Below are 17028 nucleotides of genomic sequence, written 5' to 3'. Positions count from 1 at the left end.
ATTTGCGTTGAGACGTGATTCTCTGTCGCGACGGAGAGGTGAACCATGGCAAACGCGTTCTGGCTTGACGACGAACAATGGGCGGCGATCGAACCCTGTCTGCCGAAGAACCAGCCCGGCGCCCGGCGGGTCGATGACCGGCGTGTTCTCAGCGGCATCATTCATGTGTTGCAATCCGGCTGTCGCTGGCGGGACTGTCCGACTGTCTATGGTCCCTATACGACGGTCTACAACCGTTGGAACCGCTGGTCGCGGCGCAAGGTCTGGCGCGCCCTGTTCGAGGCGCTGTGCGCGGTCTCACCAAACGACGACTTTCACGCCATCGATTCCACCACCGCCAAGGCCCATCGCGCCGCGGCCGGCGGAAAAGGGGGGCGGAGACGCAAGCCATCGGCCGCTCGCGCGGGGGCAGGAGCACGAAAATCCATGCGGTCTGCGACAGCCGTGGCAGAGCGATCGCCCTCGAAGTAACGCCCGGCCAGCGCGGCGATGTGCGCGTTGCCATCCCGTTGCTGGCGGCCTTGCCGCCGCCGCGCGTTTGTGCGGCCGATACCGCCTATGACGCCGACGGCTTACGCTCATTCCTGATCGAACGCGGCACCATCCCGGTCATTCCCAACAACCCCACCCGCAAGCGCCGCCATCCCTTCGATCGCACCGCTTACAAGCGGCGCAACCTCGTCGAACGGATGTTCTGCAGGCTCAAGGACTGGCGGCGCATCGCCACCCGCTACGACAAGCTCGCGCGAAACTTCATTGCCGCTGTCCAACGCGCCGCAACAATCATCTGGTGGGCTGATTGAGTCCAGACGCTAGCGGCAGCGGCCGCGATTGAACTGTCGCGCGTAGGCTTTCTGGATCGCCGTGGGATCGCTTCGTCCATGATCCGGCAAGCCGTGGTCGCCCCATCGGCCGGCCCCGGTCAACCCGAAGGGCCGAGCATCTTTCGAGATCACCTCGGCCCGTACATGCGGTACGATAGCAATCGCTCCTATCCTGAAGAAAAGTTGTCCTGGCAGACAGTCAACATTGGCCGTGCGCCCATCGTCGGCAGCTTACTGGAACTTCGCCGGTCGCCGCGGCGCAGGTCTGAAAACCTGGCCGCCCGATTCCCTGAAGTCCCTGTGGTCGCGAACTCGCAACAAGGTCAGGCACTTGCCTGCGGGTGGTTTGCCGGCCTCTACCGCATGTCTCCTTTAATCGTAGCCGATTTAAAACATGCAGCAATTCAAAGTGCTGCAGCGTCCTTCGCGCTTCCTGTAAGACGCGCGGCGCTGTAGGAGGCGTGATTGAGCGAGAGTATTAGCTCCCTCCGGTGCTTTGTCAGTTTCGCACCGCGGCTGATTGCAATTATTTTGACTTGACCTGCGTGAAGGCGACAGCATTGATCTTGCCGTCCTTCAAACGATAGACCAGCGACTGCGATATTTGCGCATCTGCGCTGGCTCCTTCATGAGCGTAGCGGACCAGGCCGCTCTCCGGAGCGCTGCCGAAGCGTTGTTGAAGGGATGCGTTGTTGTCGCCGAGCGTCGGGACCGGAATTGTCCAGTCCTGAACATCGAACTGTCCCTTGTCGCAATCGGGTTGATCCTCGGACGTCTCCTCGACCGCAATCATATTGACGACTTGTCCCGCCGCAGATGCTGCCCGCATGTCGTTGGCAATGAACCAGACTTCGCGCTGAACGGATTGCGAGGCAAAGGTGTAGCACAGCCACCCGACCGCAATCTCCCCGGCCGAGCGAATCCGAACTTCACCGCCAAATGCAGCTTTGATGTCGTCGAGCGTCGTCTTGTCGAGGGCGATGGTGATGGTCGGCGTCTTGACCTCCTCGACGAATGGCTGCTCGAAATTGTACGTCGGCGCCTCGGCGGTCTGGCCGCCGAGGATCAGGGAAGGCAGGCCTGAAAGCCTGCCGTCCTTAGCCGACATGCCGCCGGCAGAGAAAAGGAGGAGGGCCATAGCCAGGGCGCCGGTCAGCAGTCGCGTCGAGGCAATGGGGCTTCCCTGGATGGCGCCTGTCTTTGCAATCTTCTTCGGCATCTCGGCTTCCCCTCCTTGATCGCGAAATTCCCTTCCGGAAAACTATGCGTGCAACGGCCGGTTTCAAGTCCCCAACGGCCACACTGCCCGCGGGGGTACGCGGAAATCGTAGCGCACGCGATCCGCCTTGCACGTGCGTGTCCCCGGGTTCGATCAATGATAGATCAGATTGAGCAGGATGGCGTTGCGCTGTGACACTTTTATTAGTCATCTGCTATGTAGGATAAGGTGTAGGCTAACCGCCAACTGCATGCTTCCTTAAATCGTAGCCGATTTAAGGATAAAAACATGCAGAGATTCAAAGTGCTACAGCGTCCTTTGCGCGTCTGATAAGACACGCGGCGCGGTAGCGGGTCATCGTCGCAATGGGAAGGGCTGGTTTTATGCGTGCAGCTTCAATTCATTGCAGGAAAGGCGTCATTCTCGCCTTCTTTGTCCTGTTGCTCCAGTTGATTTTCGCGCTCACAGGCCCTCTGGCCGCGCAGGAGCCGACGGCCGCGCCGCCGCCGGCCAAGGTGCAGCAACTGATCGAGTTGCTCGATGATCCCGAGGTTCGCCAATGGCTGGCGTCCAAGCCGGCGGCTCAGCCAGCGGCGCCGGCGCCGTCCACCGGGCTTGCCTCCCAATGGGTCGCGGAAATCAAGAAGCACCTGGGCGGCATGCGGAACGCGGTTCCACGGATGGTTCCCGAGTGGCGGGCCGCGAAGGATCGCATCACCAGCGATATGCAGAACCAGGGAGCGATGCCAATTCTGCGCGGGTTCGCCTTCATCTTGCTCGTCGGCTACGGCGCCGAATATCTGCTGCGCTATTTCCTGCGGCGCAGTGCTGACCGCAATGCTGCCCAGTACGGCGGCGGTCTTGGCGCCTTCATCCGCATCGCCCCTCTCGTGGCCTTTGCAATCGGCGGCGTTGCCGCCTTCGTGCTATCCGATTGGCCGCACCGACTTGAGGCGGCGGTCGCGCCGCTGCTCGTCGCCTGGATCGTCGCTCGCCTGTTGATTGCCGTCGCATCTGCCGTGTTCAAGCCGGCGGCCAAGGTAGCCGCGACACCGGCAGGAGAAGGAGAGCACGCCGCACTTGGCCCCGACGCTGCACGCTTCTGGTTCAATCGATCGGTGCTGTTTATCTGCGCGCTGGCTTTTACGTGGGCGGTTGTCGATCTGATGCAGGCGCTTTCGTTTCCGGAAGACGTTAGCAAACTTGTTGCCGCCATTCTCGGGCTTGTCGTGCTCGGTCTCGCGATCGACACGGCTCTTCGCCGGCCTACTGAGGTCACGACGGCGGGGCGCCGGATGCTCCGCAATGCGATGATTGTCGCGCTCCTGGTCCTGCTGTGGCTCCTTTGGGTCGCCGACATGGAGGTCCTGTTCTGGATCGGAGTCTACGTGCTCGGCTTGCCGCCGCTGCTGCGCTTTACCAGCGCGACGACGAGGACGATGCTCGAAACCTCGGCGACCGACGGTATGCGCGTGCTGCGCAATGTGTTGATCGAACGGGGCGCCCGGCTGGTGATCATCGCGCTGGCGGCCGCCTGGCTCGCTGTCGTCTTCCGTTTCAACGGAGCCGCCATGATGCACGATGATGTCTTCAACCGCATCTTCCGCGGCGTTCTTGCCGGGATAGTCATCCTGCTCGCGGCAGACTTGATCTGGCAACTGGCGAAGGAGTTCATCAATCTGCGCATGAAACAGGCCAGTGTCGACGAAGCGGACCCGGTGCGGCTTGCACGTAACACGCGGCTACTCACGCTGTTGCCGATCCTGCGCAATTTCCTCGCAGTCTCCATCGCGGTGGTCGCCGTTCTGATGGTCCTTTCCGGACTCGGCGTTGCGATCGGGCCGCTGATTGCCGGTGCTGGGGTATTCGGGGTCGCGCTAGGCTTCGGCTCCCAGAGCTTGGTCAAGGACGTCATCAGCGGCATTTTCTACATGATGGACGATGCTTTTCGGGTGGGCGAATACATCCAGAGCGGCAGCTATATGGGGACGGTCGAGTCCTTCAGCATCCGCTCCGTCAAGCTGCGCCACCACCGCGGCCCGGTGTTCACCGTGCCATTCGGCTCGCTCGGCGCAGTCCAGAACATGAGCCGCGACTGGGTGATCGACAAGTTCAAGATCAACGTCTCTTACGACACCGATGTCGCCAAGGTGAAGAAGGTGGTGAAGGGTGTCGGGGCTGCACTGCTCGAGGACCCGGAGCTCGCGCCGTTGATCATTGAAACGGTGAAGATGAAGGGCGTCGAGCAGTTCGGCGATTACGGCGTGACCCTCAGCTTTGCCATGAAAACCAAGCCGGGCAACCAGACCCAGATCCGGCGGCGGGCGCAGGCGCTGATCAAGGATGCCTTCAAGACGAACGGCATCTCGTTTGCCTCGCCGACGGTGCAGGTCGCAGGTGACGAAGCGCAATCGGCGACGGCCGCCGCCGCCGCGACACGCGACGCGATTGAGAAGAAGAAGGCTGCTGCTTTGGCGCAGGGCGGAGAAGCAGCGGCGGAATAAACCGCCGCGATGCGGAACGGGTCCGCCGGGTCTGCTCGGTGTGCGGGCGACGCCGGCCGCCGGGCAACCCTCGTTCCGGCCCATGTTGACATCCGATCGCCAAGGCGAGATAGCTCGCGTCGAATGAAGATCGCCTTTTACGCGCCTTTGAAATCGCCCGATCATCCCGTCCCCTCCGGCGACAGGCAGATGGCGCGCCTGCTGATCGATGCGCTTCGGCTGGGCGGCCATGACATCGGCATCGTTTCGCAACTGCGCGGCTTTTCACGCGAGGCATCCAACGAGCAACTTTCGTCGCTTCGAACGGAAGCCGATCTCGAGGTTCGCCGTCTTCGCCGTCTTTGGCGCACCGAGGGGCCGCCCGACGCTTGGTTCTGCTACCATCCTTACTACAAGGCGCCGGACCTCATCGGTCCCCGCATTTCGGCGGAATTCTCCATTCCGTATGTCACCGCCGAGAGCTCCTACTCCTACCGCCGCAACGTGGGCGCCAGGAAACCGGCACAGGATGAAGTAGCGGCCGGTGCCAGGCATGCTGCCGTCAATATCTGCTTTACGCAGCGCGACCGCGAAGGCCTGGAAGAGGCGATACCGGATGGCCGATATGCCATGCTTGCACCGTTCATAGACGTGGAGCCGTTCCACGAACCCCGACAATCCCTGACCGACCTGTGCCGGCTGCTGGCAGTGGCGATGATGCGGCCGGGCGACAAGATGGACAGCTACCGGATGCTCGCCAAGGCTCTGGCCCTTGTGGTCGATCTGCCCTGGAGAATGTCGATCGTCGGCGATGGGCCCGCCCGGGCGCAGGTGCGGGAGGCCTTCTCCGGGCTTCCGGCCGAGAGGCTGGATTGGCTCGGCGAGAGGGAGCCCGGGTCGATCGCGGGGATTCTTGCGCGCGGCGATGTCTACGTCTGGCCGGGTTGCGGCGAGGCCTATGGCCTCTCCTATCTGGAGGCCCAGGCGGCCGGCCTGCCGGTCGTCGCGCAACGAACTGCCGGTGTTCCGGAAGTGGTCAGGGACGGGCAAACGGGATTGTTGACGGAGGCCGGTGATGTCGACCTGTTCGCTGCGGCGATCCGGCGGCTGGCCGGCGACAGGGGCCTGCGCGCCGAGTTTGGAGCAAGCGCGCGCCGCTTCGTCATCGAGCAGCGCTCGTTGCAGGCGGCTGCAACGCGCCTTGGCGAGATTTTCAGGGACTTTGTGGAGAAGGCCGCATGACCGAGACGTCGATCTGGCAGCCGATGGTCGACAGGCTGGATCGCTTGCGGGCGGCCGGGCGGCGCGCCGATTTCTGGTTGCGCGACGACGATGCCGTCGCGCCGACGGCGGAGCTCGACCGGCTGGTGGATCTGGCGGATCGTTTTTCCGTGCCGGTCACCTTGGCCGTCATCCCGGCACACACGAGCGGCGAGCTCTCGCATTACCTCGCCAGCCGTGACGATATCAGCATTGCCGTTCACGGCTGGACGCACCAAAACCATGCACCGCCGGCGGAAAAGCGGCAGGAGCTTGGCGGCCACCGGCCGCGAGAGGTCGTTCTCGACGAATTGGGCAGAGGGTACTCCCATCTCAGGGTGCTCCATCCGTCCTCTTTCATCCCGCTGCTCGTTCCGCCATGGAACCGGATCGATCCGGGGCTTCTCGCGGGGCTGCCCGCCATCGGCTTCATGGCCCTTTCGGTCTTTGGCCCCGAAAGGAGCCCGAGCAAGCCGGATGATGGGGCAAAGACCATGAAGAGCGGGTCGATCACATCGGCTTTTCCCCGGCCCGGTCTGAGCCTCGTCAACACGCATGTCGACGTGATGGACTGGCACGGAACGCGCGGCTGTCGGGATCACCGGGAAATCATTCAAGACATCGTACGGCGCCTGGACGAGATGAACCTCGCCGAGGAGGCGGTCGGCATTCTCACGCACCATCTGGTCCATGACGAGAGCGTATGGGAATTTCTGTCGCGATTGTTCGAACTGACCGCCGCGCACCCCGCCTGCCGCTGGCGCAGGGTAGGCGACCTCATAGCTCGATGATCTGGCGGTCCCGGGCCGCAAAGGCCCCGTCGAAAAACGCCTGGACGTCCTGTTCCATCGCCGCGAGCTCGAGATCCGTGCGCGACGGATCGTGGTGGAACATTGCCAGGCGCCGCACGCCCGCCGCTTGCGCCAGCTTGGCGCCGTGCATGCCGGTCGAGTGTCCATAGCCTCGATAGGTTGGCATTTCCGACTCGAGATAGGTGCAGTCGTAGACCATGAGGTCAGCGCCGGCGATGAACTCGAGGAGTGCGGGATCGAGGATACCGGCCTCGTGTTCGGTGTCGTATATCAAGGCGACGGCACGGCCGCCCCAGTCGACCCTGTAGCCCACGCACCCGCCGGGGTGATTGAGGCTCATCGTGCGGATGGTAACCCCTTTGCGGGGCGCGAGCTCCTCTCCCGGGCGGAAGTCGACAGTGTCCATGCTCGCCTGACAAATGTCGCTATCGACCGGGAACCATGGCGGCCGCATGAACTCGCCGATCATTCGCTTGGTGCTCATCCTGCCGTAAAGATGGCCGGACCAGAAACGCACAGCAGTGCTGCAGTTATAGATCGGTTTGAAATAGGGGAGGCCGATGATGTGGTCGTAGTGGCTATGAGTGAAGAACAGGTCGAATGCCGAGATGCCCTCCAACGTGAGCGCCACGCCGGCTTCGCGCAGACCTGAGCCTGCATCGAAGATCAGGACTTCGCTGCCGCAACGGACTTCGATGCAGGGTGTATTGCCTCCATAGCGTAGAAATTGTTCGCCGGATACCGGCAAACTGCCTCGCACTCCCCAGAACCGCACTCGAAAGGTGTTTTCCTGCATTCCCGTTTTGGCTTCGTCCTGCTCGCCTCGGCGCTTTTGCCTGCGTGCATTTCCTTAGACAAGCACAGATCATAAGGGTCCTGCAACGGCATAAGGTCCAATTAGATTGTAGGGGTGCTTTATTTCTAAGTCCTGCTCTCCAAAGCCTGTTTTGAAACTTTATCTTCCGATCTAACGTAATTTAGAGCGAAACGAAGAAGAATAAAGCGATTCTCGTGCGCGTTGGGCTAAAGTCGAAAGGGTTGGACGCAGTCATGGCGCAGGCAGCTGATATGCAGTTCTACGACGCCCTTCCCCTTTTCGAGGCATTCGAGGGGGTTGCCGACGAGGCGAACTATCGGCCCCTGCCGGATGGATGGGTGCTGGCGGTCGCCGACATCGTCGATTCGACCAGCGCTATCGCGGAGGGTCGTTACAAGAGCGTCAACATGGCGGGGGCAAGCGTCATATCGGCGTTGATGAATGCGCTCGATGAAAGAAACCTGCCCTTCGTCTTCGGCGGTGATGGGGCACTTGCGGCAATCCCAGCGGCGATGGAGGCGAAAGCGCGTGCAGCATTGGCGGCCGCCAAGACCTGGGTCGCGGAAGAGCTGGGCCTCGAACTGCGTGCAGCACTTGTTCCAGTTGCGGACATCCGCGCCAGCGGGCTCGACATGCGCGTCGCGCGCTTCAAGGCGAGCGAGGAAGTCTCCTACGCCATGTTTTCCGGTGGCGGTGCCAGCTGGGCAGAGGCGGAAATGAAGGCCGGGCGCTACCAGATCGAGGCCGCGGCGGCCGGAAGCAGGCCGGATCTGACCGGGCTGTCCTGCCGCTGGAATCCGATTGTCTCCCGCCACGGGGCAATCGTCTCGATCATTGCTGTCCCGGGTCTGCTTGGCAATGGTCCGGAATTCCAGGCACTTGTCGGCGACATCGTGGCATTGGCCGAAGGCGAGGAACGAGGCGGGCATCCGGTCCCGGAAAACGGTCCCGAGCCTCGGCTCTCCATGCAAGGGGTTGCAGTCGAGTCGCGCGCCGTGGCGCGGAAAGGCCGACGCCTTCTCGCCTGGTCGTGGATCACCTTGCAGAGCCTGATGCTGTTCGTGTGCTTCAAGTTGGGGTGGAACATCGGCAAGTTCGATACCACGCAATACAAGCGCGACCTAGTCAGGAACTCCGACTTTCGCAAATTCGACGACGGGCTGAAGATGACGATCGATATCGGCATCGAGCGGCTGCGCCAGATCGAGCAAAGGCTGAAGAGGGCGGCTGAGGGCGGCGTCTCCAGCTACGGGTTGCATCAGCAGGATTCTGCGCTGATGACCTGTATCGTGCCGGCGGCCATGAGCCGCGATCACGTGCATTTCATCGACGGGGCAGCCGGCGGCTACGCCATGGCGGCGAAGAATCTCAAGGCGACGCTCGCCCCAGTCGGCTAGAGCAATTCCAGGAAAAGTGTGTAACGGTTTTCCGCCCGGAATTGCGTAATTTCAAATAGTTAGATCATTTCACTGTTTCAGAGAAACAATGAAATGATCTAGCCGCCGCTCGCGAGGGAGGTCAGGCCTTGACCACGTGGTCCGCAGCAATGCCGAGCCGCGCAAAAACGTTGCGCGTATCGACGATCAGAGACGCCCAATCGGCCAGCGCCCTGTAGTCGATGCCGTCATGATCCGTTGCGACAAGCACCGCGTCGAACCGGCGCACGCTTTCCTCGTTGAAGGGGACCGATCGACGGCCCTTCAAGGCGAGATGCTCGCGGGTCGAGGGGATCTCTTCGACATGCGGATCATGGAAGGCAGCGCTGCCGCCGCGCTCCTCGATGAGCTCGATCAGCCTGAGCGAGGGGCTTTCGCGAATATCCGGCACGTTCTTCTTGTAGGCGAGACCAATGACGAGAACGTTCGAGCGGCTGAGCGCCTTGCCCTGCCGCCTGTCGAGCGCCTCGGCGAGCCGGCTGACGACATGGCGCGGCATCGCCGAATTGATTTCCCCGGCGAGTTCGATGAAACGGGTCGGCAGCTCGTATTCGCGGGATTTCCAGGTGAGATAGAACGGGTCGATCGGGATGCAATGTCCGCCGAGGCCCGGTCCGGGGTAGAAGGGCATGTAGCCGAACGGTTTCGTTTTGGCCGCCTCGATGACTTCCCATATGTCGATCCCCATGGCCTCGTAGACGACCTTGAGCTCGTTGACGAGAGCAATGTTGACGGCGCGGAAGATGTTCTCGGTGAGCTTCACGGCTTCGGCCGTGGCGTTCGAGGAAACCGGGACGACGGTCTCGACCACGGCGCCGTAGAACTGCTGCATCAGGGCCGCCGCCCGCGGTCCGTCACCGGCGACGATCTTCGGGATGCTCGCGGTTTCAAAGGCGCGGTTGCCCGGGTCTTCGCGCTCCGGCGAGAAGCCGATGAAGAAGTCTTCGCCGGACTTTAGCCCCGTTTCTTCGAGGATCGAACGGACGATGCCGTCGGTGGTGCCGGGATAGGTGGTCGATTCGAGCACAACGAGTTGGCCCGGCCTCAGCGTGGCGGCGATCGAGCGTGCCGTTCCTTCCACGAAGGAGAGGTCGGGATCGCGATGCCTGGTCAATGGCGTTGGCACGCAGATGACGATCACGTCGCACAAGGCAAGATCGGAGAAATCGGTCGTCGAACGGAACCGGCCCCCGGCCATCTCACGGCCAAGCGCCTCATCCGTCACCGCCTCGATATAGGAGCGGCCGCCATCCAGGGTGACGATCTTCGCGGGATCGATGTCGAAACCGGTTACCGGAAAACCGGAGCGTGCCACCGCAACGGCGAGCGGCAGACCGACATAGCCGAGGCCGATGACGCCGACGCGTGCCTGGCGCGCTGAGATCGATTCAAGCAGCCTGTCGTGATGAAGGGGGGTCAAGATAGGGTTCCATCTGTCAGGGGGGCAGGGCGGGTGATTGCGACGATCCCGGTTGCCGAAACATGTCGCCGTTTTGTTGGCGAGAAAGGCGTCGCAAGTCAAGCGTCGGCCGGCGCGTCGCGGGCCACCCCAACAATTACAGGGTGCAATTGCACGATCAATCCCGTGTAGCATTGGCGCATGATCAAAAATTTCGGACGTCTCTGGAAATCGCGCTCGCCGGTGAATATCTCCAGGGAAGAGGATGCTGCGATTCAATCGCCGCATCAACTGCCGCCAAGCGCAGCAGACGCCGTTCGTTACAACGGGCATCACAGGTGGACGCGGCCTTGATTGCAAGGTCCGCGCGATAGCCGTCGGTGTTGGCCGTCATGCCGATGATGAGGAATGCCATGAGCCCGATCAACAACAGCGTTTCCGAAATTCTTCTGGACAAGGTCGCAGCCTGGCTCATGCGAGCATCCTTGAGCGACGAGACGCTCGAAACCCTCGTGCGCGGCTTCTGCGAACGGCTGGCCGCCGCCGGCCTGCCGCTCATGCGCGTCCATCTCTCCTTCTCGATGCTGCATCCGCTCTACGACGCGCTCGGTTTTACCTGGTGGCGGGGCAAGGGCGTCGAGGTGAGCGGTTTGCGCCATGAGGAGCTGGCGCTCAATCCCGAGCGGTTCCTGCGCAGCCCCTATTACTATCTGCTCAACAACAACCTCGACCACGTGAGGCGGCGCATCGATCCGGCGGAGCCGTCGGAGTTTCCGATTTTCGACGAGCTGAAAGACGCCGGGGCCACCGATTATCTGGCCTTCATGCAGCCGCTCGGGACCGATTCCGACCATGGCATGGTGGGATCCTGGACGACGGATCGCCATGGCGGCTTCAGCGACGACGTAATCGCGGCGCTGCTCAAGCTTCAGAATCATCTGGCGGTTGCTGCCAAGGTCGCCGTCCTCGGCAAGCTCGCCGACAACATGCTGACGACGTATCTCGGCGCCAACGCCGGACGGCGCGTGATGAGCGGGCAGGTGCGGCGCGGCGACGGCGAGACGGTTCGCGCCGTCCTGGTGATGGCGGACATGCGGGGATCGACCATGCTCGCGGAGAAGGAAGGCCGCCAGGCCTATATCGAGACGCTCAACGGTTTCTTCGATGCGATCGCGACGCCGTTCAATCGAAACGGCGGACAGATCCTGAGCTTTGTTGGAGACGGGTTCATTGCCGTCTATCCATGCGGCCGTCACAAGGAGCCGTCGGAAATGGCGAGTCGCGAGGCGTTCGCGGCGGTGAGCGCGGCGACGGCGCGGGTGGCGGCCCTCAACGCGGAAAGAAAGAGACAGGGGCGCGATCCGATCGGCTATGGAATCGGCCTCCATGTCGGCAACGTCATGTTCGGCAATGTCGGGCTACGCGACCGGCTGACCTTTTCGGTCTTCGGCTCGGCGGTGAACGAGGTGCAGCGGCTGCAGAACCTGACGAAGAAATACGCTCACAACGTCGTCGCCAGCGAGGCCTTCGTCAATTATTGCGGCGGTGATTGGGCGACGCTCGGACAGGAGAAATTGCGCGGAGTCCGGCAGAAATTCACCATCCTCTATCCCAAGGATGCGGCGCTTGCGGCGATCGCGGAGGAGCGCCCCGACGATGCAACTCAGGATGGACTTTCCGAGGCAGAGCATGTCATGTTGCTCTATCGCAATACGAAGCGGTCGCCGGGGCCACGCGGCCTCATCGACAAGATGCTGCAATAGATCGACAAGATGCTTGCTTTAAGGAGGTTCGATGTTCCGCGTGGTTTTTCTGGCCGCAGCCCTCGCTGCGACAAGCGTTGCGCATGCTCAATCGGCAGAACAGCAACCGCCCCCGGATCAGAAGCTGGTCGACGGGTTCGAGGGTAAGGATTTCGCCCCGGAAGGCGGGCTCTACTATCGCGACAACTTCGAGCAAAGCGCCGGTTCCTACGTGTTCCAGAGCGACGTCAAGCGCACCGGGAATGGTGGTCTGAAACTGTCCATCGTACCGAAATGCCCGCCGGCGGACGACGGGTGCAGCGAGCGGGCGGAAATCTGGGAGAAGACCGCGTTGCGCGTGCCTTACGACCAGGGAGTCTGGTACGGCTTTTCGGTCAAGTTCGCCGATCCGGTGCCGAATGGAGACCATCGCTATCTCATTGCGCAATGGAAACGCGAAATCGACCACGGTGCTAACGGCGACTTCAGCCCCTTTCTGGCGTTCCGCATGAGCTTGGGTAAGCTCTTCGTTACCGTTGAGACCAATTATCTGCCGCCAGTGTCCACAGGGCCGGAGAACACGGCGGCGAGCTGTGCGCCGGGGGAGGTTCCCGTCTGGGTGCGCCCCGACCTCAATCAGATGCGCATGCTGGTCGCGGCGGATTCAAACTGGAAGCCTGAAGACGGCCGCCTTTTCAATTCATGCACGACCGGGGTCACCGTCACCAAGCACGGCAATCCGCTGCCGGACCCGAAGTCCGGCTGGATCGACTTCGCTGTCTTCACCAAGCCGGGCGCCGACGGGTCCGGACATATCGAGCTGTTCGCCAATGGTCAGCCGGTCATTACAGTGAAGGGACATATCGGCCACGCGGACAAGGGGCTCGGCCAGAATCAGTATTTCAAATTCGGGCCATATCGGGCGGCGGACACGACCAACTGGACGCTTTACTACGACGATTTCCGCCGGTCGACGCGGTGTGCCGACGTCCTGACGAACGGCGTTTGCCCGTTCTCATAAGTCGCGCTGGCCGCGCAGCAGCGGCCCTTCTGACGCTTCCGGGGGCGTGCTGGACAGCCTGCTGAAGCTAGGCTACTCTTTTTTTGGTGTCGGACGCTATGGCATCGCCGGAGAGGTGGAAACGCCTCGGAGGAAACGATGCGTAGAACCAAAGAAGGAGAGCGTCCATGTGCGTTTTGGGACAACGTACGGCGCTCTGGGGTAGTGAGGGAAGCGTGCTGCAATGACATCAGGGGCGGACCTGCTGCGGGTTGAGGGTCTGCGGATCACATTCTCGGTGCTCGGCGGCGAAGTGGAAGCCGTCAGGGGAGCAAATTTCAGGATTCTTCCGGGGAAGGTGACTGCGCTCGTCGGTGAGTCCGGATCCGGCAAGTCGGCCATCAGCCAGGCTATCATGGGCATTCTGCCAAGCGTCGCGAGGGTTGGTGGACGAGTCTTGTTCAACGACCCGGCCGTCGCGGGCAAGCCTGTCGATCTGCTCTCGCTCGAGCCCGACGGCCGCGAGATCCAGGAGATTCGCGGCGCGCGCATCAGCAAGATCTTTCAGGAGCCGATGACCTCGCTGTCGCCGCTCCACACGATCGGGAACCAGATTTCCGAGGTGCTGGCGATACATACGGACGCGGATAAGGAAGAGCGGAGAGCGAGGACCGAGCAGCTTCTGGGCTATGTCGGATTCTCCAACCCGCCGCGCGCTTACGACATGTACCCGTTCGAGCTTTCCGGCGGGATGCGCCAGCGCGCGATGATTGCCATGGCATTGATATGCCGTCCGGCGCTCCTGATTGCCGATGAGCCGACAACCGCGCTCGATGTGACGGTGCAGGCACAAATTCTCCAGCTCCTGCGCGAGCTTCAAGCCAAGCTCAACATGGCCATGCTGCTGATCACGCACGACCTCGGCGTCGTCGCCAATATGGCCGACGAAGTCGTCGTCATCTATCACGGCGACATCGTCGAGGCGGGGCCAGTCGATGCGATCTTCCGCAACCCGCAGCATCCGTATCTGAAGGGACTGATGGCTGCTGTGCCGCACTTCGACATGAAGCCCGGCGAGCGGTTGAAGGCGCTGCGCGAGGTGCCGGTCAAGGCCGAAAACCTTCTCGGAAATCGACCCGCGCGCAAGACTTCCAACTCCGATGTTCTCATCTCCGTCCGTAACCTGTCGAAAACCTTCACCACCCGCAGCTCGGGTTGGTTCGGCGGCAAGGACGCCTCCCAGCACCGTGCCGTCGACAATGTCAGCTTCGACATTCGCCGCGGCGAATGCCTCGGCCTCGTCGGCGAAAGCGGTTGCGGCAAGACGACGGTGAGCAAGATCCTGATGCGTGCGGTGACGCCGGATTCAGGTTCGATAACCTACAATGACGGTGGCGGGGCGGTCGACGTCCTGAAGCTCGAGGGCACGGCGCTGAAGGAGCTGCGCGCGAAAATCCAGATGGTTTTCCAGGACCCGGTCTCGTCGCTGTCGCCGCGCATGACGGTCAAGAACATTCTCAGCGAGCCGCTCGAGATCCACGGGCGTGGAACGCCGAAGTCGCGGATCGAAACCGTTCGCTCGCTGCTTCAGGCGGTCGGCCTCGATCAGCGGTTCATCAACCGCTATCCGCACAGTTTCTCCGGCGGTCAGAGGCAGCGCATCGGCATCGCCCGCGCACTCGCGCTCGTTCCGGACCTCTTGATCTGCGACGAGCCCGTTTCAGCCCTCGATGTTTCGGTGCAGGCCCAGATCCTCAACCTTCTCAAGGATTTACAAAAGGAATTGGGGCTGACGTCGCTTTTCATTTCGCACAATCTGGCGGTGGTGGACTATATGGCGGATCGGATCGCGGTGATGTGCGCCGGCCGGATCGTCGAGCTCGCGCCGCGTGAGGTGCTGATGCGCAATCCCGTACACCCCTATACGAAGTCCTTGCTGGCGGCGGTGCCCTATCCCGATCTCGACCGGAAGCTCGATTTCGACGCCCTCCAGGCAAGCGGAGGCTCGGACAAGCGCCGGTGGGGAGCACAGTTCTCGGACGATGGTGAGGAAGACGCCCTCTTTCCTGCGAATCTCGGCGGTGATCATTTCGTCCTTGCTCGAAAGTCGGTGGATGCAAGGGAGCTGCGCCCATGATCACCCGGAGAACGGCGCTGGCGATGCTGGCTTCCACTGTTCTGCCGCCGCGGTTGCTCGCGGCGGGGACCGAGGCCGAGGCGCTCGCGCCGCTGGTCGCGGAAGGCAAGCTGCCTCCGCTCAATGAACGACTGCCGAAGACGCCGCGCGTGATCAATGTCGCGGCCTTGGGGCGCAGGCCCGGCAAGCATGGCGGCGAGATCCGAAGCCTCATCGGCAGCGCCAAGGATATCCGCCTGATGACGGTCTACGGCTATTCCCGGCTGGTCGGCTTCGACGAGCAGCTGAACCTTCAGGCCGACGTTCTCGAAAGCTACGAAACGGTCGAGGACCGCGTCTTCACCCTGCGTCTGCGCGAGGGCCATAAGTGGTCGGATGGAACGCCGCTTACGACGGAAGACTTCCGCTACTGTTGGGAGGACGTGCTGCTCAACGAGGACCTCTCTCCGGCGGGGCTCCCGACGGCGCTGGTCATGGATGGCGAAGCGGGCAAGTTCGAGATCATCGACGACCGGACAGTGCGTTATTCCTGGACGATGCCGAACCCGGATTTCCTGCAGAAGCTGGCCGCTCCGCAGCCGTTGGTCATCGCCATGCCGTCCGCTTACCTCAAGCAGTTCCACAAGAAGTACCAGGAGGAGGGCAAGCTCAAGGCAACGATGAAGGAAGAGCGGGTCAAGAAGTGGAGCCAACTGCACATGCGTATGGCACGCTCCTATCGCCCGGAAAACCCCGACTTGCCGACGCTCGATCCCTGGCGGAACACCACACCGCTTCCAGCCGAGCAGTTCATTTTCGTGCGCAATCCGTATTTCCACCGGGTCGACGAAAACGGCCTGCAATTGCCCTACATCGACAAGTTCGTGCTGAGCGTCAGCTCCTCCTCGCTCATCCCCGCGAAAACCGGCACGGGTGAAAGCGATCTCCAGGCGACCGGCATCGATTTTGTCGACTACACTTTCCTGAAGGATGCCGAGAAGCGATATCCGATAACGGTCAAGCTGTGGAAGAAGACGCAAGGGTCACGTCTGGCGCTGCTTCCCAATCTCAATGCTTCCGATCCGGTATGGCGTCCGCTTCTGCAGGATGTCCGCGTCAGGCGAGCGCTGTCGCTGGCGATCGACCGGCGCGAAATCAACATGGCGGTCTTCTATGGCCTGACCAAGGAGAGCGCCGATACGGTGCTGCCGGATAGTCCACTGTTCCGTCCCGAATTTGCAAGCGCCTGGGTGGCCCACGATCCAGACCAGGCCAACCGCCTGCTCGACGAGGCGGGACTGGCAAAGCGCGGCAGCGACGGGATCCGTATCCTGCCGGACGGACGGGCGGCGCAAATCGTCGTCGAGACGGCAGGCGAAAGCACGCTTGAGACCGATGTTCTGCAATTGATAACCGACTACTGGCAGAAGGTCGGCATTTCGCTCTTTATCCGCACCTCCCAGCGCGACACCTTCCGCAGCCGCGCGGTCGGCGGCGAGATCATCATGTCCATGTGGTTCGGCATCGACAACGGCGTTCCGACCGCGGACATGAATCCTGGCCAGCTTGCGCCGACGGCGGACGACCAGTTGCAGTGGCCGGTCTGGGGGCTCAATTATCTGTCGCACGGGGAAATGGGAGAGGCGCCGGAGCTGCCGCCTGTGGTCGAGCTTCTTGACCTGCTTAAGCGCTGGCGGCATTCGAGCACCGACGCGGAGCGGACAGAGATCTGGAAATCGATGCTGTCGATCTACACCGATCAGGTTTTCTCGATCGGTCTCGTCAATGCATCGCTGCAGCCGATCGTCGCCACCTCGAAGCTTCGCAATGTGCCGGAAAAGGCGCTCTACGGCTTTGACCCGACGGCCTATTTCGGCGTGTACAATCCCGACACCTTCTGGCTTGAACAGGACACCTGAC

Annotated in this window: 13 protein-coding genes; 9 read left to right on the top strand and 4 right to left on the bottom strand. The window is 62.0% G+C overall.

Annotated features, from left to right (window positions below; translation table 11 throughout):
• The first annotated feature begins 45 nt into the window (after positions 1–45).
• Positions 46–803 (top strand): IS5 family transposase gene (locus RB548_RS30900; RefSeq protein WP_408642475.1). Its coding sequence is split into 2 segments (ribosomal slippage): positions 46–399 and positions 402–803, totalling 756 coding nucleotides; the frame shifts between segments, so codons are not numbered across the junction.
• Positions 804–1350: 547 nt separating this feature from the next.
• On the opposite strand, the gene RB548_RS30895 is transcribed toward RB548_RS30900, so the two are convergent.
• A complete protein-coding gene (locus tag RB548_RS30895) occupies positions 1351–2043 on the bottom strand; it encodes a hypothetical protein (protein ID WP_331376180.1) in 693 nt (230 codons plus the stop codon).
• A gap of 383 nt (positions 2044–2426) precedes the next feature.
• Between RB548_RS30895 and RB548_RS30890 the strand changes: the two genes are divergently transcribed.
• From RB548_RS30890 to RB548_RS30880, 3 genes are all read left to right on the top strand, one after another.
• The gene (locus tag RB548_RS30890) at positions 2427–4547 is read left to right on the top strand and encodes a mechanosensitive ion channel family protein (protein ID WP_331376179.1); all 2121 of its coding nucleotides are present in this window, start codon (positions 2427–2429) and stop codon (positions 4545–4547) included.
• Positions 4548–4670: 123 nt separating this feature from the next.
• Positions 4671–5768 carry a glycosyltransferase family 4 protein gene (locus tag RB548_RS30885; RefSeq protein ID WP_331376178.1) on the top strand — a complete coding sequence of 366 codons (1098 nt, stop codon included), beginning with the start codon at positions 4671–4673 and terminating at the stop codon, positions 5766–5768.
• Positions 5765–6577, top strand: coding sequence for a polysaccharide deacetylase family protein (locus RB548_RS30880; RefSeq protein ID WP_331376177.1), 813 nt, complete (start codon positions 5765–5767; stop codon positions 6575–6577). Before RB548_RS30885 ends, RB548_RS30880 begins: the two co-directional genes overlap by 4 nt.
• Here RB548_RS30880 and RB548_RS30875 read toward each other — a convergent pair.
• The gene (locus RB548_RS30875) at positions 6564–7394 is read right to left on the bottom strand and encodes an MBL fold metallo-hydrolase (RefSeq protein WP_331376176.1); all 831 of its coding nucleotides are present in this window, start codon (positions 7392–7394) and stop codon (positions 6564–6566) included. The two genes, RB548_RS30880 and RB548_RS30875, sit on opposite strands and share 14 nt — an antisense overlap.
• A 254-nt stretch (positions 7395–7648) precedes the next feature.
• On the opposite strand from RB548_RS30875, the gene RB548_RS30870 reads away from it, so the two are divergent.
• A complete protein-coding gene (locus tag RB548_RS30870; protein WP_331376175.1) occupies positions 7649–8812 on the top strand; it encodes a DUF3095 domain-containing protein in 1164 nt (387 codons plus the stop codon).
• Positions 8813–8933: 121 nt separating this feature from the next.
• Here the strand turns inward: RB548_RS30870 and RB548_RS30865 are convergent, their stop codons facing one another.
• Both RB548_RS30865 and RB548_RS30860 read right to left on the bottom strand, forming a co-directional pair.
• A complete protein-coding gene (locus RB548_RS30865) occupies positions 8934–10271 on the bottom strand; it encodes a nucleotide sugar dehydrogenase (RefSeq protein ID WP_331376174.1) in 1338 nt (445 codons plus the stop codon).
• A 184-nt stretch (positions 10272–10455) separates the two neighbouring features.
• Positions 10456–10665, bottom strand: a complete 210-nt coding sequence (locus RB548_RS30860; RefSeq protein ID WP_331376173.1) for a hypothetical protein — start codon at positions 10663–10665, stop codon at positions 10456–10458.
• Between RB548_RS30860 and RB548_RS30855 the strand changes: the two genes are divergently transcribed.
• The 4 genes from RB548_RS30855 to RB548_RS30840 all read left to right on the top strand — a co-directional run bounded on the left by RB548_RS30855 (position 10664) and on the right by RB548_RS30840 (position 17027).
• Positions 10664–12013: an adenylate/guanylate cyclase domain-containing protein gene (locus RB548_RS30855; RefSeq protein WP_331376172.1), complete on the top strand. Its 1350-nt coding sequence runs from the start codon at positions 10664–10666 to the stop codon at positions 12011–12013. The genes RB548_RS30860 and RB548_RS30855 overlap by 2 nt on opposite strands.
• 31 nt (positions 12014–12044) lie before the next feature.
• Complete coding sequence (locus RB548_RS30850) at positions 12045–13013, top strand: polysaccharide lyase (RefSeq protein WP_331376171.1); 969 nt, start codon at positions 12045–12047, stop codon at positions 13011–13013.
• A 223-nt stretch (positions 13014–13236) separates the two neighbouring features.
• Positions 13237–15129, top strand: coding sequence for an ABC transporter ATP-binding protein (locus tag RB548_RS30845; RefSeq protein WP_331376170.1), 1893 nt, complete (start codon positions 13237–13239; stop codon positions 15127–15129).
• Entirely contained in the window at positions 15126–17027 is a 1902-nt protein-coding gene (locus tag RB548_RS30840) for an ABC transporter substrate-binding protein (RefSeq protein ID WP_331376169.1), read from the top strand. The genes RB548_RS30845 and RB548_RS30840 overlap by 4 nt, the downstream gene beginning before the upstream one ends.
• Position 17028 lies beyond the last annotated feature (1 nt).

Origin of the sequence: Sinorhizobium chiapasense, from assembly GCF_036488675.1 — a bacterium.
Taxonomy (GTDB): domain Bacteria; phylum Pseudomonadota; class Alphaproteobacteria; order Rhizobiales; family Rhizobiaceae; genus Sinorhizobium; species Sinorhizobium chiapasense.
The sequence above is the reverse complement of the archived record's forward strand: the minus strand, read 5'-3'. Positions and strand labels throughout refer to the sequence as shown.